This is a genomic window from Streptomyces macrosporus, from assembly GCF_039533145.1.
Classification (GTDB): Bacteria; Actinomycetota; Actinomycetes; order Streptomycetales; family Streptomycetaceae; genus Streptomyces; species Streptomyces macrosporus.
This window is the reverse complement of sequence record NZ_BAAASZ010000008.1, coordinates 175,885-202,838: the sequence shown is the minus strand read 5'-3', so window position 1 is coordinate 202,838 and position 26,954 is coordinate 175,885. Positions and strand designations below refer to the sequence as shown.

The following is a 26,954-nucleotide window of genomic DNA, read 5'->3' as shown; positions in this document are numbered from 1 at the left end:
CGTGTCGGGCGGCCCGGTACTGGGCGAGCGCGTACTCGGTGTGGAAGCTCATGCCCCTCACGCTGCTCCCGGCCCCGGCGGCCGGGCACGTCGATTGACGCCGGCCGTCAATCGACGCCGGAGCCGCGTCGGGCGGCGGGCAGGATGGGCGCATGAGCGTGGTCATCGACATCACGGGCCTGCCCGACGAGCGCGTCGTCTTCGCCCCCTCCCCGCTGGCCGAGCTGGGCGCGGCCCTCCACGTCCTCTCCGAGCCCGCGCACCACCCGTGGCTGCACGGCTGGTCGACCACGACGCTCGCCGGGCTCAAGCCCGACCTCGCCGGCCGGCTCGCCGAGGCCGACGTCCTGTGGCGTTCCACCCGCTCCGACATCCTGTCGCCGACCGGGCCCCGCCCCGGTGACACGCTCGCCGAGGAGCTGGACGCCGTCGACCTGCTGGACGACGAGCGGTACGTCCAGGCCGCGCTGGAGATCAACTGCTCCAGCGACTACTGCGGCGAGGGGCCGTCCCCGCTGGTGGACCCCGACGCCCGTCGGCGGGCCCTGGACCGGGCCGCCGCCCGGGGGCCGCGCCAACTGGAGTTCGCCCGGCGCCTGCTGGCCGACCCGCCCGCCGTACGGGCCTGGGTGCGGCGGCTGTTGGAGGACTGCGAGCAGGCGTTCTTCGCGGACGTCTGGCAACGGACGCGCGGTGCGCTCGCCGCCGACGCCCGACACAAGACGGAGCTGCTGCGGCACCGGGGGCCGGCCGAGGCGCTGACCGCCGCGTCCCCCGCGATCACCCTGGAGGAGGACGCCCGCGGGCGGCGCGTGGTCGTCGACAAGCTCGCGGACGGACGGACGACGGCGACGGACCCGGCGGTCGGGCCGGGCCTGCTCCTGGTGCCCACCGCCTTCGGCCGGCCGCACCTGCTGGTCCTCCACGCCCCGGGGTGGCGGCCCGTGATCGAGTACCCGGTCGTCTCGCCCGAACTGCGCGCCGGGCCGGACTCGGTGGCCCTGATGCAGCGCCGTCTGGAGGCGCTGGCCCACCCGGTCCGCGTCCGACTGTGCCGCAACCTGGCCCGCGCCCCGTACACCACCGGCGAGTTGGCGGACGGGCTGGGCATCACCGCCCCGGAGGTCTCCCGGCACCTGAAGACGCTGCGGCAGGCGGGCCTGCTGACCGCGCGGCGGCACGGGCGGTACGTGCAGTACCGGCTCGACGTCACCGTCGTGGCGCGGCTGGGGAGCGACTTCCTGGAGGCGGTCCTGCGCTGACGGCGCCGTCGGCGCTGCGCCGACGGCGTGACGCCCGGAAGAACCGGAGGCGGTCGGGAATGATCGGACACATGACCGCGGACGAGGAAACAGAGGGCACGGACGAGGCCCGCGAGGAGAGCGCCGGCGAGCGGCGGGAGCGGTGGTTCGCGGCGTGGAGCGCCGCCCGGCTCCGGTTGGCCGACGCCCCGGCCTCGGGGACGCTGGCCGGACGGCTGGCCCGGCTGCTGGAGGAGGGCGCCGAGGTCCACGACCTGGACGTCCGCCCCGACCTGTACGGGGACGGGATCGTCGCCGAGCTGGAGGAGCGCACCGCCGACCTGCTGGGCACCGAGGCCGCGGCGTTCTTCCCCACGGGCACCATGGCCCAGCAGGTGGCCCTGCGCTGCTGGGCGGACCGCACGGGCAGCACCACCGTCGCCCTCCACCCGCTGTCCCACCCCGAGCGCCACGAGCGCCACGCGCTGACGCAGCTGACCGGCCTGCGCCCCGTCCACCCCACCACCGAGCCGCGGATGCCCTCCGCGGAGGAGGTGTGGACGCTGCCCGAGCCCTTCGGGGCCCTGCTGCTCGAACTCCCCCTGCGCGACGCGGGGTTCGTGCTGCCCACCTGGGACGAGCTGGTGGAGACCGTGGGGGCGGCGCGGGAGCGGGAGGCGGTGGTCCACCTCGACGGGGCCCGGCTGTGGGAGTGCACGCCGCACTTCGGGCGCACCCTCCCGGAGATCGTCGGCCTGGCCGACAGCGTGTACGTCTCCTACTACAAGTCGCTCGGCGGCCTCTCGGGCGCGGCCCTGGCCGGGTCTTCCTCGCTGATGGAGGAGGCCCGGGCCTGGCGGCACCGGTACGGCGGGCAGGTCTTCCAGCAGTGGCCCGCCGCGCTCTCCGCCCTGGTGGGGCTGGAGCGGGAGCTGCCGCGGCTGCCGGAGTACGTGGCCCACGCGAAGGTGGTGGCCGCCGCCCTGCGCCGGGGCCTGGCGGACGCCGGGGTGCCGTGGTTCCGGATCCACCCGGAGGAGCCGCACACCCACCAGTTCCAGGTGTGGCTGCCGTACGACCCCGAGGAGCTGACGGAGGCGGCCGTGCGGCAGGCGGAGGAGGACGGGACGGTGCTCTTCCGCGTCTGGGAGGCCCAGGGTCCGCCCGGGCTGGCCGTGACCGAGGTGACGGTCGCCGCCCCGGGCCTGCTGTGGAGCCCCGAGGACGTCCACGAGGCGCTGTCGGCGTTCCTCGCCCGCCTCCCGCGGGGCTGAGAACGGCGCCGGCGCGGGACCGGCCGGCGCGGACCGGGCCGGCCGGTCCGGGGCGCGCGGTCCGTCACAGGCCCCCGGCGCGCACCAGCCCGGTCTCGTACGCCAGCACCACCGCCTGGACGCGGTCGCGCAGCTCCAGCTTGGTGAGGATGCGGCCCACGTGCGTCTTGACGGTGGCCTCCGAGAGCACCAGCCGCTGGGCGATCTCGCCGTTGGAGAGGCCCTGGGCGACCAGCAGCAGCACCTCGCGCTCGCGGTCCGTCAACCGCTCCAGCCCCCTGGCCCGCGGCTGCTCGGTGGCGGGCAGCAGGGAGACGAAGCGGTCCAGCAGGCGGCGGGTGGTGGAGGGGGCCACCACCGCGTCCCCGCTGTGGACGGCGCGGATCGCGGTCAGCAGTTCGTCGGGCGGCACGTCCTTGAGCATGAAGCCGCCGGCCCCGGCCCGCAGCGCGGAGAAGGCGTACTCGTCGAGGTCGAAGGTGGTCAGGATCAGCACCTTGGGGTCGCCGGGGCCGCCCTCGCCCCGCTCGCAGATGCGGCGGGTGGCCTCGACGCCGTCGAGGCGGGGCATCCGCACGTCCATCAGGACCACGTCCACCGCCGTGACGCGCAGCTTCTCCAGGGCCTCGGCGCCGTCCCCGGCCTCGGCGACGACCTCCATGTCGGGCTGTGCGTCCAGCACCATGCGGAAACCGGTGCGCAGCAGCGCCTGGTCGTCGACGAGCATCACGCGGATGGTCATGGGGTCCCCTCGTACTGGTGCGGTGGTGCCGGTTCGGTGGTGGTCGCGCGGTTCGCCCGGTGCCCCGGGCGGTGCCTCACCCGATGTCCCACGGGTGTCTCACGGGTGCCTCACGTGGTGTTCTTCAGCGGCAGCACCGCGCTGATCCGGAAGCCGCCGCCCGGCCGGGGCCCCGCGTCCAGGCTGCCGCCGACCATGCCGACGCGCTCGCGCATCCCGATCAGCCCCTGGCCGAGCCCGTCCAGGCCGCCGACCTCGTACAGCTCGCGCTGGGCGCCGCGGCCGTCGTCCTCGGCGAGCAGGGTCAGGTCGTCGGTGCCGTAGGTCAGCCGCACGGTCGCGCCGACGTCGGGGCCGCCGTGTTTGCGGGTGTTGGTCAGCGCCTCCTGCACGATGCGGTACGCGGTCAGCTCGACGCTGCTGGGCAGCGGGCGCGGGGTGCCCTCGATGCGGAAGTCCACCGGCAGTCCCGTGCCGCGCACCTGCTCGACGAGGTCGGCGAGCTGCTCGACACCGGGCTGCGGCACGTACTCGCCGCCCTCGCCCTGGTCGCCGGTGCGGAGCACGCCCAGCAGCCGCCGCATCTCCGACAGCGCCTGGCGGCCGGTGTCGGAGATGGTCTCCAGCGCCTGCCGGGCCTGCTCGGGGGCGGTGTCGAGGACGTAGGCGGCGCCGTCGGCCTGGACGACCATCACCGAGACGTTGTGCGCGACGACGTCGTGCAGCTCGCGCGCGATCCGGGCGCGCTCGGCGGCCACGGCGACCTTGGCCTGCGCCTCGCGCTCCTTCTCCAGACGGGCGGCGCGCTCCTCCAACTGCGCGTAGTACGCGCGCCGGGTGCGCAGCGAGTCGCCCATCACCCAGGCGAGGACGAAGGTGACGGTCATGAAGACCGTGCCCAGCACCGCCGCGGCGAGGGCCTGGCCCTCGTTGGGCCAGCGCAGCGTGTGGACGGTGGGCGCGATCAGGGCACCGGCCAGGGCGAAGCGGGAGGCCCAGCGGACGGTGCGGGAGGCGTTGGTGAAGACGATCACCAGCAGGGCGAAGTTGGCCGGCACCGGGAACGCGCCCGTCACCACCTCGGCCACCCCCGCCCCGGTGGCCAGGAGCAGCATCTTCTCCGGCGCCCGACGGCGCAGGGCCACCACGGTGCACAGGGCCAGGATGATCGGCACGGAGGCCGCCTGCTGCACTCCGCCCTGGTCCAGGCTCTGGGCGGACGGCGGGTGCGACACGAGCGCGACGAGCCACATGGTGGACATCACCAACAGGACGAGGGCCCACAGCCCGTCGACCAGGGTGGGATGTCTGCGTATGAACTCGTACAGCCGATGCACGCTACCCAGCGTAGGCAGGACGGGTACGTGTGGGAGTCAACCAGAGGGCCGATCCGCCGCCGCCGCGCCTACTCCCCAGGGTGGAGGCAGGGGCGCCCCGCGGGGCTGGAGCAGCCAGGTGAAGGCGCCCAGGCCCGTCGGGTCGGTCAGCTCGGCGGCCTCGCCCGCGCCGCTCAGCCACCGCAGGTAGGCGACCGGGTCCCGGGAGGCCAGGACGAGCGGCGGACGGGCGCCGCTGACGCCCAGGGCGTGGAGCGCCTCCCGCTGGGTCACCAACAGGCCGGGACCGGCCCCGGCCGCGTGGGCGGCCGCCGCGCACGCGTCGAGGGCGACGTGGGCGGTCAGGTCGCATCCGCCGTCGGGGACGGGGTGGACCTCGCGGCCGTCGCGGTACCCGGTGAGGGTGCCGAAGGGCGGCCGGGCCTCGCGGGTGTGGGCGTAGTCGGCGGCGACGGCCAGGCCGCGGTCCAGGCAGGCCACGGCGTCCGCCCAGGCGGCGTCGCGGGGGAGGCCGATCTCGGCGCGCAGGCCGGGTTCGGGCGGCAGCGGCCACCAGCGGGCCAGCCAGTCGGCGTCCGCGCCGGTCACCGGCTCGCCCGGGTGCTCGGTGCCGTCGTCGTCCACCAGGACGTGGCACGGGACGCCGTCGCCGTCGGTCTCGACGACGTCCACGGGGACGTTGTCCAGCCACTCGTTGGCGAACAGCAGTCCGACCGCGCCGCGCGGCGGGGCGTCGGACCAGCCGATCGCCGGGTCGAGGCCGTCCGGGCGCGGGGCGCGCTCCACGGCGTGGGGACGGACCCGGGCCGCGACCTCCCCCGGCAGCGCGGTCAGGACGCCGGTCAGCAGCTCGCCGCGGCCGGCGCCGTAGTCGATCAGCGCCAGGTCGTCGGGGTGCCCGAGCACCGCGTCCACGCGCAGCAGCAGTTCGGCCACCGCCTCCGCGAACAGCGGGGAGACGTGCACGGAGGTGCGGAAGTGCGCGGCGGGCGCCTGCCGCACGAAGAACCCCTCGGGCCCGTAGAGCGCCTCCTCCGCGGCCCGGCGCCAGGGCCGCGGCCCCCGCTTCCCCGCCCCGCGCCCGTCCCTCACCTGTCGCTCACTCGCCGCTCACTTGTCGATGTCGCCGACGACGAAGAACATCGAGCCCAGGATCGCCACCATGTCGGCGACCAGCGTGCCGGGCAGCAGTTCGGTCAGCACCTGGATGTTGTTGTACGAGGCCGAGCGGAGCTTGAGCCGGTAGGGCGTCTTCTCCCCCTTGGAGACGAGGTAGTAGCCGTTGAGCCCGAGCGGGTTCTCGGTCCAGGCGTAGGTGGCGCCCTCGGGGGCCTTGAGCACCTTCGGCAGCCGCTGGTTGACCGGTCCGGGCGGCAGTTCGGCGAGGCGGTCCAGGCAGGCGTCGGCGAGGTCGAGGGAGTTGTGGGTCTGCTCCAGCAGCACCTCGAAGCGGGCCAGGCAGTCGCCCTCGGGGCGCGTGACGACCTTCAGGACGTCCGCCAGCTCCCCGTACGCCAGGTACGGCTCGTCGCGGCGCAGGTCGAAGTCGACGCCGGAGGCGCGGGCGATCGGTCCGCTGACGCCGTAGGCGTGGACGGCGGCCGGGGCGAGGACGCCGACGCCGCGGGTGCGTCCGCGGAAGATCTCGTTGCCCAGGACGAGCCGGTCGTAGGTGTCCATCCTGGCGCGGACCGCGGCGACGGCGTGGCGGGCCCGCCCGAGCCAGCCGGCCGGGAAGTCCTCCTTGAGGCCGCCGACCCGGTTGAACATGTAGTGGATGCGCCCGCCGGAGACCTCCTCCATCACCCGCTGGAGCTCCTCGCGCTCGGTGAAGGCGTGGAACATGGGCGTGATCGCGCCCAGCTCCAGCGGGTAGGAGCCGAGGAACATCAGGTGGTTGAGGACCCGGTTCAGCTCCGCCAGCAGCGTGCGTCCCCACACGGCCCGCTCGGGGACCTCCATGCCCAGCATCCGCTCGACGGCCAGGACGACGCCGAGTTCGTTGGAGAAGGCCGACAGCCAGTCGTGGCGGTTGGCGAGGACGATGATCTGCCGGTAGTCGCGGGCCTCGAACAGCTTCTCCGCGCCGCGGTGCATGTAGCCGATCACCGGCTCGGCGACGGTGATCCGCTCGCCGTCCAGCACGAGCCGCAGCCGTAGCACGCCGTGGGTGGACGGGTGCTGGGGGCCGATGTTGAGCACCATGTCGGTGCTCTCGGCCGCGCCGCCGACGCCGACGACGGTCTCGGTGGGCCCGGTGGTCTCGGTGGTCGTGCCGGGATCGGTCATGGTTCCCAGTCTGACAGCAGTTCCGGCGGCGGTACGGCGGCCTCCCGCCTCCCCGGGGCTCCTCCGGGGCTCCCTCAGGGCTCCTCCCCCGGGCGGATACGCACCGTCACCGGCTGCGCATACGCTTGCCGTATGAGTCGGTCGGCAGGGCGGCAGGCAGAGGACCGGGCAGCGGACCGGGCACCCGGCGGAGGGGCCCGGAAGGAGGGCCCCGCGGGGGCCACCGCGGACGGCGAGCGGTGGCGCGGCGTGGAGCGGGGGCTGCTGCGGATGCGCAGGACGTTGCTGGTCGCCGTGTCCGTCCCGCTCGCCGTGGCGTCGGCCCTGGTCCTGGGCCTGACGGCCGGGCCCGGGTGGGCGGCGCTCGCCGCGGCGCCGACGGCGGTGGCGCTCTGGGGGTGGCGGGCGGTCGCCCTCAACTGGGCCTCCTGGCGGTACGCCGAGCGCGCCGACGACCTGCTGATCGGCCGCGGGGTGGTCTGGCGCCGGCTGACCGTCGTGCCCTACGGCCGGATGCAGTTGGTCGAGGTGACCTCCGGGCCGCTGGAACGGCGGTTCGGCCTGGCGCGCGTGCAGTTGCACACCGCCGCGGCCACGACGGACGCGCACATCCCCGGCCTCGCCCCCGAGGAGGCCGAGCGGCTGCGGGACCGGCTCACCGAGCTGGGCGAGGCCCGGTCGGCGGGGCTGTGATGGCGCTGCCGAAACGTCCGGAGGGCAGGCGGCTCCACCCGGTCACCCCGTGGCGGCGGGCGTGGGCGCCGGTCGCCGCGCTGCTGGCCTTCGCCGTGCAGGACCCGGAGCGGACCCGGCAGGGGGTGGAGAACCTGTCGACCGGCTGGCTGCTGGCGGGCCTGGCGGTGCTGCTGCCGGTGGCGGCCGCGTACGGCTTCCTGTCGTGGTGGACGACGAGCTACCTGGTGACCGACACCGAGCTGCGCATCCGCACCGGTCTGCTCTTCCGGCGCGTGGCGCACATCCGGCTGGACCGTCTCCAGGCGATCGACGTCGGCCGCCCCCTGTTGGCCCGGATCGTGGGGGTCGCCAAGCTCAAGCTGGACGTGGTCGGCACCGACAAGAAGGACGAACTGGCGTTCCTCGCCGAGCGCGAGGCCGTGGCGCTCCGCGCCGAGCTGCTGGCGCGGGCGGCCGGGATGGCGCCCGAGGCCGCCCCGGATGCGGGCGAGGCGCCCGCCCGGGAGCTGGTCCGGGTCGACACGCGGATGCTGGTCGTCTCGCTGCTGCTGCTCGGCACCACCTGGGGCGTGCTGGTGCCGGCGGTCGTCGTCCCCGTGCTGGTCTGGTGGGCCAGCGGCGCCCTCTGGCCGGCCCTGGCGGTCGCGGTGCCGCTGTTCGGCGGTGTCTGGCAGAGCAGCCTGGGCCGTTTCCTGACCGAGTTCGACTGGGTGGTGGCCGAGTCGCCGGACGGGGTGCGGCTCGACCACGGCCTGCTGGACCGCGCGCACGCCACGGTCCCCCCGGGCCGCGTCCAGGCCGTGCGGATCGTCGAGCCGTGGCTGTGGCGGCGGCGCGGCTGGGTGCGGGTGGAGTTGGACGTCGCGGCCGGGGGCAACGAGGGCGGCGTGCTGCTGCCGGTCGCCACCCGGGAGGTCGCCCACGGCGTGCTGGGCCGGATTCTCCCCGGCGTCGATCCGGCGGAGGCGACGGCGTCCCTGGTGCCGGTGCCGCGCCGGGCGCGGTGGGTGGTCCCGCTGTGGTGGCGGGGGTACGGGCACGGGGTGACGGAGTCGGTGTTCGCGAGCCGCCGCGGGCTGCTGTGCCGCAGGCTGTCGCTGGTGCCGCACGCGAAGGTGCAGAGCGTCCGCCTCTCCCAGGGGCCGTGGGAGAGGGTCCACGGCCTGGCGAACGTCCACGTCGACCACGGCGCGAACGGCACGGTGGCGGCCCGGCTGCGCGACGCGGAGGAGGCCCGTGCCGTGGTCGCGGCCCAGGCGGAGCGCTCCCGCACCGGCCGGCGCGAGGCGCGCCCGGAGCGCTGGCTGACGTAGGGCCCGGCCGGCCGCTCCGGGCGGGCCGGGGCTCAGGCGCGGGCCCGGCGCGACTTCCCGCCGGTGGGGGCGCCGGAGTCCTCGGCGTCCGCCGGGGCGTCCGGTTCCGCGGCGTCGGGGACGCCCAGGTCGATGACCTTGCCCACGGCAGCGCGCGGGGCGCGGGGCACGGGCGCGGGCTCGGGCCGTTGTTCGGGAGCGGGCTCGGGGGCGGGGGCGGGACGCTCGGCGGCGCGGTGGCCGTCCTCGTCCTGGTCGGACGGGGACTCGGCCGGGGTGCGCGGCCCGCCGGACGCCCGGCGGCGCCGCCGGTTGCCCTGGGTGCCGAAGAAGTCGAAGCCGCCGCGCTTGGGGGCCGTGCCCCCGGACCCCTGCCCGTACGGCTCTCCGGCTCCCTCCCTCGGCAGCCCCTGCGACGGGGACGGTGGCAGGGACGGTGACGGTGACGGGGACGGAGACGGCGACGAGGGCCGGGGCGCCGCCGGGTGCCACGCGGCGCGCTCGGCCTCCCGCCTCTCCCGCTCCCGACGCTCCAGCTCCTCCCGCGCGCGCTGGCGCGCGGCGTTCGTCCGCAGCCGTCTGAGGGCCTCGTCCGCCTGGAGGTAGGTGAGCGGTGTGGGCGCGCCCGAGGCCTGCCGGTGGTCGGCCGCCCCGGTGGTGAGTTCCCTGGCCGGACCGGCCGCCTCCAGGGCCAGCAGCCGCCGCCCCTCCAGGGCGCTGGCCCGCTCGGTCTCGGCGGTGGCGTACCGGCGCAGCAGCGCGGCGTGCTCGGTGCGCAGCCTCTCCAGCTCGTCGCGCTTCTTCCGGAGTTCGGTCTCCACGTTCCTGCGGAGCTCGACCGACTCCTCCAGCTCGACCTCCAGCTCCGCCTGGCGCTCCTCGGCCCGCCACTCGGCCGTGGCCTTGGCCGCCTTCACCTCGCCGACCCGCCGCCCCGCCTCCCGGTCCCACTGGCGCAGCAGCACGGCCGCGTAGACGGCGGACAGCGCGGCCACGGCGGTCAGGACGCGCAGCAGCAGCACCTCCGGGACGTCGATCTCGCCGACCAGCCAGGCCCCGCCCGCGCAGACGAGCGCCACGACCGCCACGGCGGACGGCGCGAGCAGCCGGTGCAGGGGCGGTGCTTGGCGGTGGCGTCCTCGGGGCATGGCCTGGAATTTACCGTGGCTCCCGCCTTCCGAGGCACTGTCCGTCCTCATTCGTTATCAGGGGGCCACAAACCGTCATGAGGGCGTGGGCGGAACGGCGCGCGCTGCTGGGCCGCGATTCACTCCCGGCGCCGGGCCGCCAGGGACGACACCACGACGATCACGGTGAGCGTGGCGATGACGCTGACCACGGCCAGCCGCAGCGCCGGCCCGAGGGTGTTGTTCGCCTCGTGGGCGAAGTCGTACCAGACCAGGACGGACTGGAAGAGCGCGATGGCCGTGAAGACGAAGAGCAGCCGGTTGCGGCGCTCGTCGCGCCGGTACTGGGTCATCGTGCGGTGGAAGTCCAGGATGTCGCGGAGCGACTGGAGCTGGACCTCCAGCACCCCGCGCTCGCGCTCCATCGCCCAGCGCTCCATCGCCGCGTCCATCACCACCGCGCCGGCGTTGACGGTGTAGCGGCTCTCCTCCAGCCGCACCATGTCGCGCAGGGCCAGGTCCTTGCTGAGCTTGAGCGAGGCGGCGAACTGCCGGTCCACGTCCGCCACCCGGTCCCAGCGGGTGTCGTTGAGCCGGAGCATCCGGGCCGACACCAGGCGGTTGGCCTCGTCCACCGCGATCCACTCGCCGGTGGCCGCCATCACGCCCTCCAGCACCTCGCCGATCCGGTGCGGCGGCAGCCGGACGAGGGTGGTGAACCCGTCCCCGAAGCGCAGCCAGGCGTCGTCGTGGATCTTGCGCTCCACGCCGTAGACCCGGGTCGCGCCGGGCTCCTGGCCCTCCGGCGGGTCCATCAGCACCCGGTGCCACCACAGCAGCCGCCCGGGGTCCATCGCCGCCTCGTCGGCCGGGTCGACCAGTCCGGTGGCGAGCATCCGCTCCGAGATGGAGTCCGTCCACCGCGCGATGTGCGGGTTGATCCGCTCCACCAGCTCGCGCTCGCGGCGGTGCACGGAGTCCCTGTCGGGCACCTCCACGGTCTGCATGACGTAGCAGTGGCCGCTGGGCTCGAAGCGGCACCACAGCAGTCCGGCGTCCGCCACGTCGACCGTGCCGACGGTCCTCTTGCCGCTGAGCCGGGAGCCGCCGGTGGACATGTGGTGGTCGAACAGGAGCGGGGAGTCCGGCCCCTCCGCCTGGGGCGAGAACCCCGGCACGGCGGCGGTGACGGCCTCCCTCAGCGCCCTGCCGACCTCGCCCCCGAAGGTGTTGGCGCACAGCCGGAACCGCATGAGGAACGGTGCGATGAGTACGACCTGCACGAAGCCCAGCCCCCCCTGTGAACCCCGGCCTGCGGCCGGCCCCCTCACGCCTCGGGCGCGGCGTACGGCGCGGTGAACAGCGTCCACTCGCCGTGTCCGGCGTGTCCTCCCTCGGCCGTCCACCCCTCGCCCAGCAGCCGGTGCATCCGCTCCGGCGGGACGTACAGCGGCGTCCCCGCGCGGAACGAGGTGCACCACAGGAGCTGCCCGCCGGGCCTGATCACCCGGACGATCTCGGTGGGGTGGAACACCCCGTTGAGCGACACTACCAAGGGAACCCGGGCCGTACCCAGGGGAAGCGACCGTACGTCGGCGACCGCCCAGCCCGCCCCCGGCACGTCCACGCGGCGCCGCAGCATCGGCAGGCTCAGGTCGCAGGCGACCACCCTCGGCACGACCTCCGCGATCGCGGCCGTCGCCTCGCCGGTGCCGCAGCAGATCTCCACGGCCCACTCGGCGGGACGGGCACGGCGCAGTCCCTCGCGCACGGGGAGTTCGTAGCCGCGCTGGTCGTCGGTCCACTCCCGCCAGCCCTCGGCCATCTCGTCGTACGACCTGCGCAGGCCCTGCCACGCCTCGCGGTCCTCGGGGTTCCGGAGCAGGCGCTCTTGGAAGCGGCGGCTGGGGTGGGCTTCGGCCTTCAGGTCCGGCGGGTCCAGGGTGTCCTCCATGCGGCGACGATAGCGAGGGGGGCGTGCCGATCGACAGGTGGCATCCGGGTCAGGCCGCCGCCGCGGTCGGCGGGGTGTCGTCGTCCTCGGGGAGCCGGCACACCTTCTGCAGGTAGATGGCCGCCGCGACCACCGCGGCGCCCGCCAGCACCGACAGACCGGCGTAGACGGCCTGGTCGCGGCGGGCCGCCACGTCCATGGCGTTGAAGAGCAGGTAGAGGCCGGCGCCGCCGTACGCGCCCGCCACCAGGGCGGCCACCAGCGCGCTGGACTGGCCGAAGACGACGGCGCGGGCCGCCATGATCGGCTCCACGCCCTTGGCTCCGGGCCGCCGCTCGCGCTGGGCGCGCAGCCGGGCGCGGATCGACAGGGCGGTGGCGGCCAGGACGGCGGCGATCAGCGCGAGCACGATCGGGGCCGCGACGGGGACGGCGGGCAGCGTGCCCAGCGCGTCCCACATCCGCGCCCCCGCCCAGGACAGCACCACCGCGAGAGCGAAGAGACCGGCCAGCGTCCTGATGCGTAGTTCCCTCACGGGGCTCCCCACGTCACTCGGGCACCGCCCTGCGGACGGCCGTCGTGACGGACGGTGTCGTTCGGACGGCGATGTTCGGGCTGTGTCGGCTGTGTCGTTCCGGGTTGATCGAGGCTGGTCCGGGCCGGCCGAGGCCGACCGGGCAGGGCCGCCCGGACGGCCCGCCCGGGTGGCGACGGCGGTCGCCCCGCGATCACTCGGGCAGGCGCAGTTCCAGGTCCTCCCGGAGCACCACGCCCTCCCGGTCGACGGTGTCGAGCAGGTCCGCCACCGGACCATGGCCCGGAATCTCGGCGTCCGGGTCCACATCGTGCCACGGCACCAGGACGAAGGCGCGCTCGTGGGCGCGCGGATGGGGCAGCGTCAGCACGGGGTCGTCGGAGACGACGCCCTGGTACGCCACGATGTCCACGTCGATCGTCCGCGGTCCCCAGCGCTCGTCGCGCGTCCGCGCGAAGGCCTCCTCGACGGCGTGGGCGCGCTCCAGCAGCGAGCCGGGCGGCAGTGTCGTCTTCACCAGCACGACGGCGTTGAGGTACGAGGGCTGGCTGCCCGGCTCCACTCCCCACGGCTCGGTCTCGTACACCGGCGAGACCGCCTTGACGCGCACCCCGGGGGTCTCCTCCAGCGCGTCGATCGCTCCCTGGAGGGTCTCCCGGCGGTTGCCCAGGTTGCCTCCGATGGAGAGAACGGCACGCTTGGGGTTGTGCAGGGTCACGTCGGCGGCGTCGACCTGGTGCACCACGGAGGCGGGTACCGGCTGGACGGTCGGGTCGCTGTTCGGCGTCATACGCGGCTCCGCTTGATGGTGATGGTCACATCGTCGAACGGGACGGTGATCGGGGCTTCCGGCTTGTGGACCACGACCTCCACCTCCCGCACCACCTCGTGGGTCAGGCACTGGTCGGCGATCCGCTGGGCGAGGGTCTCGATCAGGTCGACCGGTTCGCCGGCGACGATCGCCGCGACCTCCTCCGCCACGATGCCGTAGTGGACGGTCCTGGTGAGATCGTCGTCGGCCGCGGCGGGTCGGGTGTCCAGGCCCAGCACCACGTCCACGACAAAGGTCTGTCCCTGCTCGCGTTCCCTGGCGAACACTCCGTGATGCCCGCGGACCCTGAGTCCGCGCAGTGCGACACGGTCCACGCGCATTCACTCCCGTCGTTCGGCCGGCGGTCGACAGCGGTCACAGGGACGCACGACATGCCGGTTCGGCACCCGGCGTGCCGCACCTACCCGACAGCGCGCGCGGCCACGCGTCCATTCCCGGCCCCTCGTCCGCCGTGCCGTCCGGCAGGCGGCTCGGTGGTCCCCGGCGGCGGGCGCCGCCGGTGCCACTCTCTCAGACCGGCTCTCAGAGGATCGTGCCGCCCTCTCCGTCGATGCCGTCGGAGCCGTCGGGACCGTCCATGTCGAAGTTGTCCACGCCCTCGTCCTCGTCGTCCTCCTCGACGAGGACCGGGGAGCCGTGGTGGGCCCAGATCCTCCACTGCCCGTCCTCCGTCCTGCGGAAGACGTTCGTGGCGACCACCAGCCCGCCGATCAGCGGCCCGGCCGAGCCGTCCTCCTCGGCGGGTCCGCCGCTGAGGATGTTCTCGGTGCAGGTCACCACGGCGGTGTCGCCCAGCACGGAGACCTCCACGTCGGTGAGGAAGAACTGGACGTACTCGGTGTTCGCCATGATCAGCGCGTAGGAACGCAGCACCTCGTCGCGCCCGGTGAGCACCGGCCAGCCGGGGTGGACGACGCTGACGTCCTCGTGCAGCCACTGCTCGGCCAAGGCGTCGAGATCGCCGCGCTCCACCGCCTCGTACAGTGCGGTGTTCGCCGCCTCGACGGCCTGGACGTCCGTGCGGGCCTCTCCGGTCACCGGCTTCCTTCCGCGGGGTTCGTGTCCTCCCCTTCCAGTGCCCGCGCCACCCGGACCGCATCCGCGCTCGCGCGCACCGCGTGCACCCGTACCGCCCAGGCGCCCTCGCGCGCCGCGATCGCCGAGACCGCCGCCGTGGCCGCGTCCCGCTCCCGAGCGGGCGGCACGGTGCCGCTCTCGTCGGCCAGCACACGGCCCAGGAAGCGCTTCCGGGAGGCCGCCACCAGCACCGGCCGCCCCAGTTCCCGGGCCAGCCGGGTCGTGGCGTCCACCAGGGCCAGGTCGTGCGGGGCCTGCTTGGCGAAGCCCAGTCCGGGGTCGACGACGATCCGCTCCGGCGCGATGCCGCCCGCCACCGCCCGGTCCAGGGTGGCGCGCAGTTCGTCGATCACCTCGGTGACGGTGTCGGTGTAGACGGCGCGGTCGTTCATGTCGATGCTCTGGCCACGCCAGTGCATCACCACGAAGGGCGCCCCGATCTCGGCCACCACCGGGATCATCCGCGCGTCCGCGCGTCCGCCGCTGACGTCGTTGACCAGGCGGGCGCCGGCCGCCACCGACCGTTCGGCGACGGAGGCCCGCATGGTGTCCACGCTGACCACGACGCCCTCCCGGGCCAGGCCCTGGACGACCGGGATCACCCGGCGCAGTTCCTCGGCCTCGTCCACGCGGGTCGCGCCGGGCCGGGTGGACTCGCCGCCCACGTCGATCAGGTCGGCGCCCTCGGCGACCAGATCCAGACCGTGCTTGATCGCGGCCTCGGTGTCGAACCAGCGGCCGCCGTCGGAGAAGGAGTCCGGGGTGACGTTCACCACGCCCATGACGGCACACCGGTCCCAGGAGGGCAATCCGGCAACTTCTCCACGGAGGGCGCGCAAGCTGTTCATGTGGTCCAGCGTAGGCGCTCCCCGCGCGCCCCTCGGACTCGCCCGCCGTCGGGCCGCTGTGGGCCGTCACGGCGGTCGCGGCCGTCAGTGGGCCATGATCAGGCTCATCGCCTCGGCGCGGGTGGTGGCGTCGCGGAGCTGGCCGCGGACGGCGGAGGTGATGGTCTTGGCGCCGGGCTTGCGGACGCCGCGGACCGTCATGCACATGTGCTCGCACTCGATCACGACGATCACGCCGCGCGGTTCGAGGATTCTCATCAGCGAGTCGGCGATCTGGGTCGTCAGCCGCTCCTGGACCTGGGGGCGGCGTGCGAAGACCTCCACCAGCCGGGCGAGCTTCGACAGCCCGGTGATCTTCCCCGTCTCGGACGGGATGTAGCCGACGTGCGCCACGCCGTGGAAGGGCAGCAGGTGGTGCTCGCAGGAGGAGAGCACCTCGATGTCCTTCACCAGCACCATCTCGTCGTGGCCGAGGTCGAAGGTGGTGGTCAGGACGTCCTCCGGCCGCTGCCGCAGCCCGGCGAAGATCTCCTTGTACGCCCGTGCCACCCGTGCCGGGGTGTCGCGCAGCCCCTCGCGGTCGGGGTCCTCGCCCACCGCCAGGAGCAGTTCGCGTATGGCGTTCTCGGCACGCTTCTCGTCGAACTCGCCAACGGGGCTCTCGCCGTCCAGCGTCACCGGGTCGATCATGTATCCCTCGTTTCTCTCGCGTGTGCAGCAAAGAGCCGCGCCCCTCCGGTAGTAAACCGGAGGGGCGCGGCGGGCATTCCGATGGGCCGGTGTGGTCCGTGCTACCCGGCGGTCCCGGGCGGTCAGCCGTCCAGGCGGGGCTCGTCCGACAGACCGCTCTCCTTGGAGATCACCGTGTCCCTCGGACCGATCTCCTTGCCCTTCTCCTGACCGGGCTGCGAGCCGTTGGTCAGGGCCAGCTCCTTGGGCGTGGACACCGGCGGGCGGGTGGAGGGCATCCGGCGCGAGGAGCCCGTCCAGGCCGGACGCGGAGGACGCTTGACGACCGGGCGGAAGATCTCGGCGATCTCCTCCTTGCCGAGGGTCTCCTTCTCCAGGAGGGCCAGCACCAGGTTGTCCAGCACGTCCCGGTTCTCGACGAGGATCTCCCACGCCTCGTTGTGCGCGGCCTCGATCAGCTTCTTGACCTCCTCGTCCACCAGCCCGGCGACCTCCTCGGAGTAGTCGCGCTGGTGGCCCATCTCCTTACCCAGGAAGGGCTCGGAGTGGTCGGAGCCGAACTTGATCGCGCCCAGCCGCTCGGTCATGCCGTACTGCGTGACCATGGCGCGGGCCGTGGCGGTCGCCTTCTCGATGTCGTTGGCGGCACCCGTCGTCGGGTCGTGGAAGACCAGCTCCTCGGCCGCGCGCCCGCCCAGCATGTACGCGAGCTGGTCGAGCATCTCGTTGCGCGTCGTGGAGTACTTGTCCTCGTCCGGCAGCACCATCGTGTAGCCGAGCGCCCGGCCGCGCGACAGGATCGTGATCTTGTGGACGGGGTCGGAGTTGGGCAGAGCCGCCGCGACCAGGGCGTGACCGCCCTCGTGGTACGCGGTGATCTTCTTCTCCTTGTCGCTCATGATCCGGGTCCGCTTCTGCGGTCCGGCCACGACGCGGTCGATCGCCTCGTCCAGGAACTTGTTGTCGATCAGCTTCTTGTCGCTGCGCGCGGTGAGCAGCGCGGCCTCGTTGAGCACGTTGGAGAGGTCGGCGCCCGTGAAGCCGGGGGTGCGGCGGGCCACCGCGGACAGGTCCACGTCGGGCTCCATCGGCTTGCCCTTGGCATGGACCTTGAGGATCTCCAGACGACCCTGCATGTCGGGGCGGTCCACCGCGATCTGCCGGTCGAAGCGGCCCGGACGCAGCAGCGCCGGGTCCAGGATGTCCGGCCGGTTGGTGGCGGCGATCAGGATGACCCCGCCCTTGACGTCGAAGCCGTCCATCTCGACCAGGAGCTGGTTCAGCGTCTGCTCGCGCTCGTCGTGGCCGCCGCCCATGCCGGCGCCGCGGTGGCGTCCGACGGCGTCGATCTCGTCGACGAAGACGATCGCCGGGGCGTTCGCCTTGGCCTGCTCGAACAGGTCGCGGACGCGGGAGGCGCCGACACCGACGAACATCTCCACGAAGTCGGAGCCGGAGATCGAGTAGAACGGCACCCCGGCCTCGCCCGCGACGGCGCGCGCCAGCAGCGTCTTGCCGGTGCCGGGCGGGCCGTACAGCAGCACGCCCTTGGGGATCTTCGCCCCGACGGCCTGGAACTTGGCGGGCTCCTGGAGGAACTCCTTGATCTCCTGGAGCTCCTCGACCGCCTCGTCGGCACCCGCCACGTCGGCGAAGGTCGTCTTCGGGGTGTCCTTGGTGATCAGCTTCGCCTTCGACTTCCCGAAGTTCATCACCCGGGAGCCGCCGCCCTGCATCTGGTTCATCAGGAACAGGAAGACGATCACGATCAGCACGAACGGCAGCAGGGAGAGCAGCATCCCGACGAACGGGTTCTGCTTCTGCGGGGAGACGGTGTACCCGTCCTTGACCTGCCCGTCCTGGTACTTGGACTGCAGCAGCTTGGCCAGGTCGACGCCCTGTTCGTCGATGTAGCTGGCCTTGACCTTGTCACTGCCCTCGATCTTGGCGCCGTCCTTGAGCTCGACCTTGACGGTCTGCTCGTCGCCGGTCGTCAGCTCGGCGGACTGGACCTTGTTCTGGTTGATCGCCTGTACGACCTGGCCGGTGTCCACCGTCTTGTAGCCGCCGGACGAGCCGACGACGTTCATCAACACGACCACGGCGAGGGCAGCCAGCACGATCCACATGACGGGACCACGGAAGTAGCGCTTCACGTCCATCCATACGGGGCGCGCGCGCCCCGTCCCTCCTGCCACAGTGAGGCACCGCGACCCGGAGGGGCCGCCGTGCGTACGGTGTATTACTCGGCTTGCTCGGCCTACGAACAGACTGCCTCAACAGACCGACCTTCGGACGGTACCCCAGCATTGTCGTCCGAAGCACGGTCGTACGACGACGCCGGGACGGTAAACATTCCCGCCCCGTCCCTTTCAACGCCGGGTTCTCCCCCAGCGTTCCCGGGTGGCCGTCCGAGTCCGCCGAGCCCGTTCAGCCGCCGTAGACGTGCGGCGCGAGTGTTCCCACGAACGGCAGGTTGCGGTACTTCTCCGCGTAGTCCAGGCCGTAGCCGACCACGAACTCGTTGGGGATGTCGAAGCCGACCCACTTGACGTCGATGGCCACCTTCGCCGCCTCCGGCTTCCGCAGCAGGGTGCAGACGTTCAGGGAGGCCGGTCCGCGGGAGCCGAGGTTCGACAGCAGCCAGGACAGCGTCAGGCCGGAGTCGATGATGTCCTCGACGATCAGGACGTGCTTCCCCTGGATGTCGGTGTCCAGGTCCTTGAGGATGCGGACCACCCCGGAGGACTGGGTGCCCGCGCCGTACGAGGACACCGCCATCCAGTCCATGGTGACCGGCGAGGACAGGGCCCTGGCGAGGTCGGCCATGACCATCACCGCGCCCTTGAGGACCCCGACCAGGAGCAGTTCCCTGCCGGCGTACTCCTCGTCGATCTTCGCCGCCAGTTCGGCCAGCTTCGCGTCGATCTCTTCCTTGGTGATGAGCACCGACTTGAGGTCGGCGCCCATGTCCTTTTCGTCCACCCTGCTGCTCTCGGTCGTGGTTCACACTTGCCGGATGACCAGTGTGCCACCCTGCCTCCGGGCGGCCACTCGGCCGGGCAGGTTGATGGCACGCTGACCGTGCCAGTCGGTGATCAGCCGGTCGATCTCCTCGATGTGGCGGGCGAACAGGGAGCCCGCCGGGGAGCCCGCCGCGACCGTCACCCGACGCAGCACCCGGCGGCGGACGGCGGACGGCAGGGCGTGGAGCCGGGCGACGTCGAGCGCGACACCGGTTCCGGTTGTGACGTTCGCGACATCGGAGGCGTCCGCGCGGACCGCGCGCTCCGCGTCGCGCGCCCAGGCGTCGAGCGCGTCGGCGTCGTCGCGCGAGAGCTGGGCGGTACGGGCCAGAGCTTCGACCACGCCCTTGCCGAGGGCCTTCTCCAGGGCGGGCAGGGCGTCGTGGCGGACGCGGGAGCGGGTGAAGCTCGGGTCGGCGTTGTGCGGGTCGTCCCAGACGGGCAGCGACTGGACCATGCACGCCTTGCGGGTGGTCTGTCGGTCCACGGCGAGGAACGGCCGCCGGTAGCGGTGCCCGGCCCCGGTGCGGCCGGTCGGCGAGCCGGAGACGGCGGCCATCCCGGACAGCGAGCGGGTGCCGGAGCCGCGGGCGAGCCCGAGCAGCACCGTCTCGGCCTGGTCGTCCCGGGTGTGGCCGAGGAGGACCGCGGCGGCGCCGTGGCGCTCGGCGACCTCGTCCAGGGCGGCGTAGCGGGCGGTGCGGGCGGCGGCCTCGGGGCCGCCGGCGCGGCCGACGGTCACGGTGACGGCCTCGGCCGGCGCGAGGGAGAGGGCTTCGAGACGGGAGACGACCTCACGGGCCCGGTCGTCGGAGCCGGGCTGCAGGCCGTGGTCGACGGTGACGCCACCGGCCCGCAGACCGAGGCGGGGGGCTTCGAAGGCGAGAGCGGAGGCGAGCGCCATCGAGTCGGCGCCGCCGGAGCAGGCGACGAGCACGAGCGGGGGCCGGTCGTTGCCGGAGGGGCCGCGCCCGAGGGCGTCGGCGTCGCGGAGGACGTCCTGGAGCGTGCGGCGGACCGCCAGGCGTATCGCTGCTACCGCGGGGTGGGGACCCATGTCCGTTCACTTCCTTGAGAGAGGACGGTGACTACGCTGAGTGCGCCAATGGTGACAGAGAAGAGTTGCATCCCTGAGCATCGCACGCGCGACCGTCGCTCACGGTCCCTCGGAAGAGTGATTGTGCGGGCATTCGGTGCTCATCAGTCCGCTTTCCGGTGCACCCTCGCGATCCAGTCCGCCGGTTTGGCGATCTCCGCCTTGGTGGGCAGTGTGTTGGGAGAGGTCCACACCTTGTTGAAGCCCTCCATCCCCACCTCGTCCACGACCGCGCGGACGAACCGCTCGCCGTCGCGGTACTGGCGGAGCTTGGCGTCGAGCCCCAGCAGCTTGCGCAGCGCCTGGTCGAGGCGGCCGGCCCCGGCGGCGCGGCGCTTCTGGAACTTCTCCCGGATCTCGGCGACGGTGGGCACCACATCGGGGCCGACGCCGTCCATCACGTAGTCCGCGTGCCCCTCCAGCAGCGACATCACGGCGGTGAGGCGGCCGAGGATCTCGCGCTGGGCGGGGGTCTGCACCAACTCCACGAAGCTGCGCCCCTCCCCGCCCTCGTCCGTCCAGGGCCTGCCGCCCCCGGCCAGCGACTGGACGGCCTCGCGCAGCCGCTCCAGCAGCGTGGAGGGATCGATGTCGGTCTCCCCGAGGAAGGAGTGGATCTCCCCCTCGATGTGGTCGCGCAGCCACGGCACGGCGGAGAACTGGGTGCGGTGCGTCTCCTCGTGGAGGCACACCCAGAGCCGGAAGTCGTGCGGGTCGACGTCCAGCTCGCGCTCCACGTGCACGATGTTCGGCGCGACCAGCAGCAGCCGTCCGCCGCCCTCGCCCGGGGTGCCGGGCAGGTCGGGCGAGGGCGGGGCGAAGGTCTCGTACTGGCCCAGGACGCGCGAGGCCATGAACGACAGCAGCATCCCGACCTCGACGCCGGTCACCTTGCCACCGACCACGCCCAGCACCGCGCCGCCCGGGCCGCCGCCGCGCCGCGCCTGCATCTTGTCCAGCAGGGGCGCCAGCAGCTCGCGGAAGCCGGCCACGTTGGCCCGGATCCAGCCGGGCCGGTCCACGACGAGCACGGGGGTGTCCCCGGAGCCGCCGGCCGGCTCCATCCGGGTGAAGGAGCGCACGTGCGCCTCGGACGCCACCGCGTGCCGGCGCAGTTCCGCGACGGCCTCGCGCGCCTCGTCCCGACTCACTTCGGGCCCCGGCTTCACGAGCCGGGTCGCGGTCGCCACCGCGAGATTCCAGTCGACCATCTCCACACCACCGAGGCTCGTCATGACTTCACCGTACGTGCCGATGCCGCCGAACGGGAGGAGACCGCCGGACGCACCGGGCGTCCGTGTTCGGGTGCCCGTCGGCGCCGGTCCGTAAAGCCCCGCGGCTCGGGAAGCCCCGCGGGGCGGGGCGTGCGGGACGGTCAGCGGCAGCCGCAGTTGGCGACGGCCGAGGCGAGGCGGTCCAGGACCGCGTGGGCCCCGTGGCGGTCCGTGGTGCCGGACGCCGTGAAGGCGAAGGCCAGCAGCCTGCCGTCGGCGTCCACGACCGTGCCCGCCAGGGTGTTGATCCCGGTCAGCGTGCCGGTCTTGGCGCGGACCAGGCCCGCGCCGGCGCGGGTGGCGGTGTCGTCGTAGCGGCCGCCGAGCGTGCCGTTGAAGCGGGCCACGGGCAGACCGGTCAGGACGGGCCGCAGGTCGGGCCGGTCGGGGTCGGCGGAGAGCACCAGCAGTCGGGTCAGCAGGTCGGCGGAGAGCCTGTCGTCCCGGTCGAGCCCGCTGCCGTCCGCGAAGCGCGCCCCCTTCAGGGGCAGCCCGTCGTACTCCGCGAGCTGGTCCCGCACGGCGCGGGCGGCGCCGGCGAAGCTCGCGGGCTCGCCGCGCGCCACGGCGGTCTGCCGGGCGAGCGCCTCGGCGATGTCGTTGTCGCTGTGCGTCAGCGTCCGCTCGACCAGCTCCGACAGCGGCGCCGAGCGGTGGACGGCCAGTTCCTCGGCCCCCTTCGGCGCCTTGCGGGCGTCCGGGGAGCCGGAGACGTCCACGCCGCGGTCGCGCAGGCGGTCGGCGAACGCCTCGGCGGCGTCGCGGGCCGGGTCCGCCGAGCGCGGGGCGGGGCCGCGGGTGCTCTCGTCCAGGCGTCCCTCGTTCACCATCAGCGCGGTGACCGGGGCGATGTTGTCGTTCACACCGATCGGGTGGCGGACGGGGCCGCTGTAGAGCGAGGTGTCGTAGGCCAGGGTGATCCGCTCCGCGCCGCGCTCCGCCAGCTTCCGGGCGGTGGCGTCGGCCAGCCGCTCCAGCCCCGCGCGGGTCAGCGTCGGGTCGCCGCCGCCGACCAGGACGGCGCGGCGGTCGTCCGCGTCCCACACCACGCGGGTGGGGATCCGGTGGTCGTCCCCGAGGGCCGACAGCGCGGCGACCGACGTGGCGATCTTGATGGTGGAGGCCGGCACGACGGCCTTGTCGGCCCCGGAGGCGTAGAGCCGCCGCCCGGTCGCCACGTCCGTCACCGAGGCGGTGGCGAGCGTGCCCAGCGCGTCCTCCTCCAGCAGCGGTTCCAGGGCGTCGGCGAGCGCGGCGCGGGTGGGCAGGGGGGCCCTGCCGGAGCCCGGCGCGGCGCCGTCCTGTCCGGGGTCGCCCGTCGTGGAGCCGTCACCCTCGGTGTCGTCCCGTGCCGCGCCGAGCGCGGTCAGCACCTCGCGGGCGCTGGGCGCGGGGGCCGGTTCCCCGGCGAGGCCGCCCCCGCGTCCCGTGGAGCCGTGGTGGTCCCCGGAGGCGGCGCGGATCCGCTCCGCCGTACGCTGGCCGGAGTCCCAGGGTCCCGCGACGGCCACCGCCGCCACGGCGATCGCGAGTCCGACGGCGGCGGAGCCGACTGCCACCTGCCATGTGTCCCGCACCTAGGACCAGCCCCTTTCGCACCCACACGCCTGCGTGAGGGAAACTTAACCACCACACCGCCGATCTCCGGGGGAGGACCCCCGGACCCCGGCGAAGACCGGAACCTACGGAGGAGTCTCCCTTGGAGTTCGACGTCGTCATCGAGATCCCGAAGGGGTCGCGGAACAAGTACGAGGTGGACCACAAGACCGGTCGCATCCGGCTCGACCGTCACCTGTTCACCTCGACCGTGTACCCGGCCGACTACGGCTTCGTCGACAACACCCTGGGTGAGGACGGAGACCCTCTGGACGCACTGGTGCTGCTGGAGGAGCCGACCTTCCCGGGCTGCATCATCAAGTGCCGCGCCATCGGCATGTTCCGCATGACGGACGAGGCCGGCGGCGACGACAAGCTGCTGTGCGTGCCCGCGTCCGACCCGCGGGTGGAGCACCTGCGCGACATCCACCACGTGAGCGAGTTCGACCGGCTGGAGATCCAGCACTTCTTCGAGGTCTACAAGGACCTGGAGCCCGGCAAGTCGGTCGAGGGCGCCGACTGGGTCGGCCGCGCCGAGGCCGAGGCCGAGGTCGAGGCCTCGATCAAGCGCCTGCAGGAGGCGGGCGGCCGGCACTGAGCCGCCGTCGGCGGGTCCGCGCCCCGCGGGCGTGCGGTCCGCCGCGCCGAGCGTGCGGCGCGGCGCCGGGTCCCGCCCGGCCCGCTCCCGGTGCCCCGGACCCCACGGTCCGGGGCACACCCGTCTCCGGCGCCCTCGGGTCGGCCGCGGAGGACGCCGGCGGCGCGTGCGGCGGAACGCGTCAGAAGCCGCGGGTGCGCTTCGCCGCGCGGCGGCCCGGCAGCGGGGTCGGGGTCTCCCGGGCCGGGGACTTGATGAACAGCCGGGCCAGCTCGTTCCCCAGGTTGACCCCGATGGCGATCGCCAGCGCCAGGGCGACGGCCCGCGACAGGTTGCCCATGCCCTGGTCCAGGTGGCCCTGGGCGATGCCGATCAGCCCGAAGTAGATGGCGCTACCGGGCAGCAGCGGGCCGATCGCCGCCGTGACGTACGGCAGCGCCGACACGAACCGGTAGCGCGACATCAGCTGCCCGAACAGACCCACCAGACCGGCCGCCGCCGCGGTCGCCGCGACCGGCTCGATGCCCCCGACGTCGGCCATGGCGCCGTACACCAGCCAGGCGACGCCGCCGTTGAGCGTGGCGAGCAGCACGGTGGAGCGCTCCTGCTGGAGCAGGACGCAGAAGGTCAGCGCCAGCAGCATCGCCGCCACGAGCTGGAGGAGCGGCCGGGTGCGCAGGTCCAGGCCCTCCGGGCTGATGTAGCCCGCGCCCATCTCGGAGCCGATGTAGAGCACGAGCAGCACACCGCAGACGATGCCGACGACGAGGTAGATCACCTCCAGCAGACGGGCGGCCGCGGTGATGTAGAAGCCGGTCAGCCCGTCGTGGACGGCCGCCACCAGGGCTCTCCCGGGGATCAGCGGGAACAGGCCGCCGGTGACGACCGCGGACGCCTTGATGTACATGCCGAAGTCCGCGGCGAACAGCTCGACCGCCACCCCGATCGCCGCGGGAGGCATCGCCGCCGCCACGAACTGGTAGAACTCCGGCAGTCCGCGCTTGGAGAAGAACCAGGCGAGCCGGTCGCCGAGCATCGCGCCCACCGCCGCGAGGAGGAACACCAGCCAGCCGCCGCCGACCAGGGTGGACGCCGCGCCGGCCAGCAGACCGCTGGCGACGGTGAGCGTGCCCTTGGAGTACGGGTGGCGGTTACGGCGGATCTCGGCGAGCCGGCCGTACGCCTCCTCCAGCGTGACGTCGCCGTCGGTGATGTCGTCCACCAGGCGGAAGACCGCCGCCAGCCGGGTGTAGTCGGTGCCGCGGCGGCGCACGGTCCGGCTCAGCGTGATGGGGTCGTCCACCAGCGACGGCTGGTAGGTCATCGACAGCAGGGTGAAGGTGACCGTCGGCTCGCAGCGGTCCAGTCCGTAGGCGTGCGCCACGCCGAACATCGCCGCCTCGACGTCCTCGGCCCCCTCGCCGCCCGCGAGCAGCAGCTCGCCGATGCGGAGCGTCAGGTCGAGCACGCGCGGCGCGGACGGTCCGGTGTCGGTGTCCTCCTCGTCCACGCGCCGGGGGCGTTCGGGCACGGGCCGCTCGCCCATCGGCATCCGGACCATGGTGCGCATCCGGTCCTGCCAGGGCGCCCCCGGCCGCACCAGGGCGTTGACCACCGGGATGCCCTCGGGCGGGGTGAAGGCGGAGCCGGGCTCGGGCTGCGGGGCCGTCCGCACGCCCTCGGGGACGGCGAACTCCGACGTGGGGTGCTCGTCCTCGGGGGGCGCCGGGACCTTCCTCAGGCCCTCGGGCACGGCGAACTCGGAGGTGGGGTGCTCGTCCTCGGCCTGCGGAGACGGCAGCGGCACGCCGGGGGGCGGGGTGAAGGCGCTGTGGGCCTGGGGGTGGTTCCGGGTCTCGTCCGAGGGGTGCCCGCGGTCCTCGGGGCGACCGCTCTCGGTCACCGTGCTGTTCGTGGTGGTCTCCGGGGCCAAACTCGTCCGCTCCTCACGCCTCCAGCCGTTCTCGTCCGGACAGGACGTTCCCCTTCCCGGGGAGGGAAATGTCCGTTCCCGTCAGCGAGGATAGGGGCCGCCCCGCCCGGACGGAGGAGGTGGCGGGGCGCGTTCCGTGTGAGATGCGTTTCAGCGTCCGGGCGTCCGGTCGGCGAACGGGTTCTCCACGCCCTCCGGCAGCACCTCGACCGACCGCTCGCCCTCGCCCGCCATCACGTACGCGCCGTTCTCCAGGCGTTCGATCAGGCCGCGGGTCCACTCCGCCCCGCTCCGGGCGGTGTGCACCCACAGCCGCATGACCTCGCCGATGTGGCCCCACTCCTCGGGCGCGCCCTGCGGGGTCCACTCCCGGGTCACCTCCTCGCTCCACTCCTCCAGCGCCCGCACGCGCCGCCTGAGCAGCGCGATCGCCTCCTCGCGCGGCAGGTCCACGATGAAGCCGACCCCGGCCGTGAGCACGTCCGGCCTCTCGTCGTGGGCGGTGAGCGCCCAGCGCAGCAGGCGGAGGTACTCCTCCTCGCCCGCCTCCGTCAGCTCGTACTCGGTGCGCGGCGGGCCGCCGGCCGTGCTCGGCGCGGTGTCGTGCGCGATCAGCAGTCCCTGCTTCGCCATCTGCTTGAGCGCGTGGTAGATCGAGCCCGGCTTGGCGTTGGACCACTCGTGCGCTCCCCAGAACTCCAGGTCGTTGCGGACCTGGTAGCCGTGCGCGCGTCCGTGCTGGCGGACCGCTCCCAGCACCAGCAACCGGATCGCCGACATCTCTTCCCCTCCGGCCTCCTCCGGGCCTTCCCGCACCCGTCGTCGCCCAGCGTAGACGGACGGCGACGGGCGCGGGATCGAGCCTCGGGCCGGGAGGGTCGGGAGGACCGGGAGATCACTCCAGCACGGACCAGTCCGGCTCCGGCAGCGCGCCCGTCTCGAAGACCAGGTCGAAGGCGCCCTTGCCGTCGATCGACTCGCGGACGACGTCCGCGTGGCCCGCGTGCCGGGCGGTCTCCTCGATCAGGTGGAGCAGGGCCCACCGCCAGGAGCGTTCGCCGCCCTCGTCCCAGGGGACCCTGGGGGTGGTGAAGGTGACGTCGAGCGAGGGCAGCGCCCGTACCGCCTCCTCCGTCTCGCGAGCCACCCGCTCGTAGAGGGCCAGCAGGTACGCGACCGTCTCGCCCTCCCCGGGGACGAAGCTGTCCTCCCACACCTTCGTTTGTCCCCGGAGGTCGAAGGGCTCGCCGCGCATCGTCCGCAGCCAGTCGCGCTCCCCCACCGCGACGTGCTTGAGCACGCCGGCCAACGAGAGCCCGCTCGCGCTCGGCCTGCTCCGCGCCTGCTCCTCGGTGAGGCCGTGGAGGGCTCGTCGGATGCCGCCGCGCTGGGCCTCCAGGTAGGCCAGCAGGGCTCCGCGCTCGTCGCCGGGGGCCTCGGGGGCAACGGGAACGGGCATGTCGTCTCCTCGGGCGT

Annotated in this window: 26 protein-coding genes; 5 read left to right on the top strand and 21 right to left on the bottom strand. The window is 73.8% G+C overall.

Features of this window, described 5'->3' with window-relative positions:
- Positions 1-152: 152 nt before the first annotated feature.
- Both ABD335_RS06070 and ABD335_RS06065 read left to right on the top strand, forming a co-directional pair.
- Positions 153-1,262, top strand: coding sequence for a DUF5937 family protein (locus tag ABD335_RS06070; protein ID WP_344321042.1), 1,110 nt, complete (start codon positions 153-155; stop codon positions 1,260-1,262).
- Positions 1,263-1,333: 71 nt separating this feature from the next.
- Complete coding sequence (locus tag ABD335_RS06065) at positions 1,334-2,515, top strand: threonine aldolase family protein (RefSeq protein ID WP_344321041.1); 1,182 nt, start codon at positions 1,334-1,336, stop codon at positions 2,513-2,515.
- A 64-nt stretch (positions 2,516-2,579) separates the two neighbouring features.
- Here ABD335_RS06065 and ABD335_RS06060 read toward each other — a convergent pair whose 3' ends face one another.
- From ABD335_RS06060 to ABD335_RS06045, 4 genes are all read right to left on the bottom strand, one after another.
- Positions 2,580-3,257 (bottom strand): response regulator, encoded by a 678-nt coding sequence (locus ABD335_RS06060; RefSeq protein WP_344321040.1) that lies wholly within the window; start codon positions 3,255-3,257, stop codon positions 2,580-2,582.
- A 110-nt stretch (positions 3,258-3,367) separates the two neighbouring features.
- On the bottom strand, positions 3,368-4,594 hold the full coding sequence (locus ABD335_RS06055) for a sensor histidine kinase (RefSeq protein WP_344321039.1): 1,227 nt from the start codon (positions 4,592-4,594) through the stop codon (positions 3,368-3,370).
- A 36-nt stretch (positions 4,595-4,630) separates the two neighbouring features.
- Positions 4,631-5,686 carry an SAM-dependent methyltransferase gene (locus tag ABD335_RS06050; RefSeq protein ID WP_344321038.1) on the bottom strand — a complete coding sequence of 352 codons (1,056 nt, stop codon included), beginning with the start codon at positions 5,684-5,686 and terminating at the stop codon, positions 4,631-4,633.
- A gap of 18 nt (positions 5,687-5,704) precedes the next feature.
- The gene (locus ABD335_RS06045; protein ID WP_344321037.1) at positions 5,705-6,883 is read right to left on the bottom strand and encodes an NADH-quinone oxidoreductase subunit D; all 1,179 of its coding nucleotides are present in this window, start codon (positions 6,881-6,883) and stop codon (positions 5,705-5,707) included.
- A 132-nt stretch (positions 6,884-7,015) separates the two neighbouring features.
- Between ABD335_RS06045 and ABD335_RS06040 the strand changes: the two genes are divergently transcribed.
- On the top strand, positions 7,016-7,576 hold the full coding sequence (locus ABD335_RS06040) for a PH domain-containing protein (protein WP_344321036.1): 561 nt from the start codon (positions 7,016-7,018) through the stop codon (positions 7,574-7,576).
- Entirely contained in the window at positions 7,576-8,892 is a 1,317-nt protein-coding gene (locus tag ABD335_RS06035; RefSeq protein WP_344321035.1) for a PH domain-containing protein, read from the top strand. The genes ABD335_RS06040 and ABD335_RS06035 overlap by 1 nt, the downstream gene beginning before the upstream one ends.
- A 32-nt stretch (positions 8,893-8,924) precedes the next feature.
- Here ABD335_RS06035 and ABD335_RS06030 read toward each other — a convergent pair whose 3' ends face one another.
- From ABD335_RS06030 to dacB, 14 genes are all read right to left on the bottom strand, one after another.
- Positions 8,925-10,040: a hypothetical protein gene (locus ABD335_RS06030; RefSeq protein ID WP_344321034.1), complete on the bottom strand. Its 1,116-nt coding sequence runs from the start codon at positions 10,038-10,040 to the stop codon at positions 8,925-8,927.
- A 119-nt stretch (positions 10,041-10,159) separates the two neighbouring features.
- Positions 10,160-11,302: a hypothetical protein gene (locus ABD335_RS06025; RefSeq protein ID WP_344321033.1), complete on the bottom strand. Its 1,143-nt coding sequence runs from the start codon at positions 11,300-11,302 to the stop codon at positions 10,160-10,162.
- A 44-nt stretch (positions 11,303-11,346) separates the two neighbouring features.
- The gene (locus tag ABD335_RS06020) at positions 11,347-11,973 is read right to left on the bottom strand and encodes a class I SAM-dependent methyltransferase (protein WP_344321032.1); all 627 of its coding nucleotides are present in this window, start codon (positions 11,971-11,973) and stop codon (positions 11,347-11,349) included.
- A gap of 49 nt (positions 11,974-12,022) precedes the next feature.
- A complete protein-coding gene (locus ABD335_RS06015) occupies positions 12,023-12,508 on the bottom strand; it encodes a DUF3180 domain-containing protein (RefSeq protein WP_344321031.1) in 486 nt (161 codons plus the stop codon).
- Between the two features lie 193 nt (positions 12,509-12,701).
- Positions 12,702-13,298: a 2-amino-4-hydroxy-6-hydroxymethyldihydropteridine diphosphokinase gene (folK, locus tag ABD335_RS06010; RefSeq protein ID WP_344321030.1), complete on the bottom strand. Its 597-nt coding sequence runs from the start codon at positions 13,296-13,298 to the stop codon at positions 12,702-12,704.
- Complete coding sequence (folB, locus tag ABD335_RS06005) at positions 13,295-13,654, bottom strand: dihydroneopterin aldolase (RefSeq protein ID WP_344321029.1); 360 nt, start codon at positions 13,652-13,654, stop codon at positions 13,295-13,297. The genes folK and folB overlap by 4 nt, the downstream gene beginning before the upstream one ends.
- Before the next feature lie 208 nt (positions 13,655-13,862).
- Entirely contained in the window at positions 13,863-14,378 is a 516-nt protein-coding gene (locus ABD335_RS06000) for a nuclear transport factor 2 family protein (RefSeq protein WP_344321028.1), read from the bottom strand.
- Positions 14,375-15,265: a dihydropteroate synthase gene (gene folP / locus ABD335_RS05995; RefSeq protein WP_344321027.1), complete on the bottom strand. Its 891-nt coding sequence runs from the start codon at positions 15,263-15,265 to the stop codon at positions 14,375-14,377. Before folP ends, ABD335_RS06000 begins: the two co-directional genes overlap by 4 nt.
- Positions 15,266-15,349: 84 nt before the next feature.
- Complete coding sequence (gene folE / locus ABD335_RS05990; protein WP_344321026.1) at positions 15,350-15,955, bottom strand: GTP cyclohydrolase I FolE; 606 nt, start codon at positions 15,953-15,955, stop codon at positions 15,350-15,352.
- 122 nt (positions 15,956-16,077) lie between these two features.
- A complete protein-coding gene (ftsH, locus tag ABD335_RS05985) occupies positions 16,078-18,117 on the bottom strand; it encodes an ATP-dependent zinc metalloprotease FtsH (protein ID WP_344321025.1) in 2,040 nt (679 codons plus the stop codon).
- A 268-nt stretch (positions 18,118-18,385) separates the two neighbouring features.
- Positions 18,386-18,925: a hypoxanthine phosphoribosyltransferase gene (gene hpt, locus ABD335_RS05980; RefSeq protein WP_344321088.1), complete on the bottom strand. Its 540-nt coding sequence runs from the start codon at positions 18,923-18,925 to the stop codon at positions 18,386-18,388.
- Between the two features lie 36 nt (positions 18,926-18,961).
- The gene (gene tilS, locus ABD335_RS05975) at positions 18,962-20,038 is read right to left on the bottom strand and encodes a tRNA lysidine(34) synthetase TilS (RefSeq protein ID WP_344321024.1); all 1,077 of its coding nucleotides are present in this window, start codon (positions 20,036-20,038) and stop codon (positions 18,962-18,964) included.
- A 143-nt stretch (positions 20,039-20,181) separates the two neighbouring features.
- On the bottom strand, positions 20,182-21,312 hold the full coding sequence (locus ABD335_RS05970) for a zinc-dependent metalloprotease (RefSeq protein WP_344321023.1): 1,131 nt from the start codon (positions 21,310-21,312) through the stop codon (positions 20,182-20,184).
- A 140-nt stretch (positions 21,313-21,452) separates the two neighbouring features.
- Positions 21,453-22,910, bottom strand: a complete 1,458-nt coding sequence (gene dacB, locus ABD335_RS05965; RefSeq protein WP_344321022.1) for a D-alanyl-D-alanine carboxypeptidase/D-alanyl-D-alanine endopeptidase — start codon at positions 22,908-22,910, stop codon at positions 21,453-21,455.
- Between the two features lie 140 nt (positions 22,911-23,050).
- Between dacB and ABD335_RS05960 the strand changes: the two genes are divergently transcribed.
- The gene (locus ABD335_RS05960) at positions 23,051-23,545 is read left to right on the top strand and encodes an inorganic diphosphatase (protein ID WP_344321021.1); all 495 of its coding nucleotides are present in this window, start codon (positions 23,051-23,053) and stop codon (positions 23,543-23,545) included.
- A gap of 181 nt (positions 23,546-23,726) precedes the next feature.
- On the opposite strand, the gene ABD335_RS05955 is transcribed toward ABD335_RS05960, so the two are convergent.
- The 3 genes from ABD335_RS05955 to ABD335_RS05945 all read right to left on the bottom strand — a co-directional run bounded on the left by ABD335_RS05955 (position 23,727) and on the right by ABD335_RS05945 (position 26,937).
- Positions 23,727-25,478, bottom strand: coding sequence for a threonine/serine exporter family protein (locus ABD335_RS05955; RefSeq protein ID WP_344321020.1), 1,752 nt, complete (start codon positions 25,476-25,478; stop codon positions 23,727-23,729).
- 150 nt (positions 25,479-25,628) lie between these two features.
- Positions 25,629-26,258: a PadR family transcriptional regulator gene (locus tag ABD335_RS05950; RefSeq protein ID WP_344321019.1), complete on the bottom strand. Its 630-nt coding sequence runs from the start codon at positions 26,256-26,258 to the stop codon at positions 25,629-25,631.
- Between the two features lie 115 nt (positions 26,259-26,373).
- Positions 26,374-26,937, bottom strand: coding sequence for a DinB family protein (locus ABD335_RS05945; protein ID WP_344321018.1), 564 nt, complete (start codon positions 26,935-26,937; stop codon positions 26,374-26,376).
- Positions 26,938-26,954 lie beyond the last annotated feature (17 nt).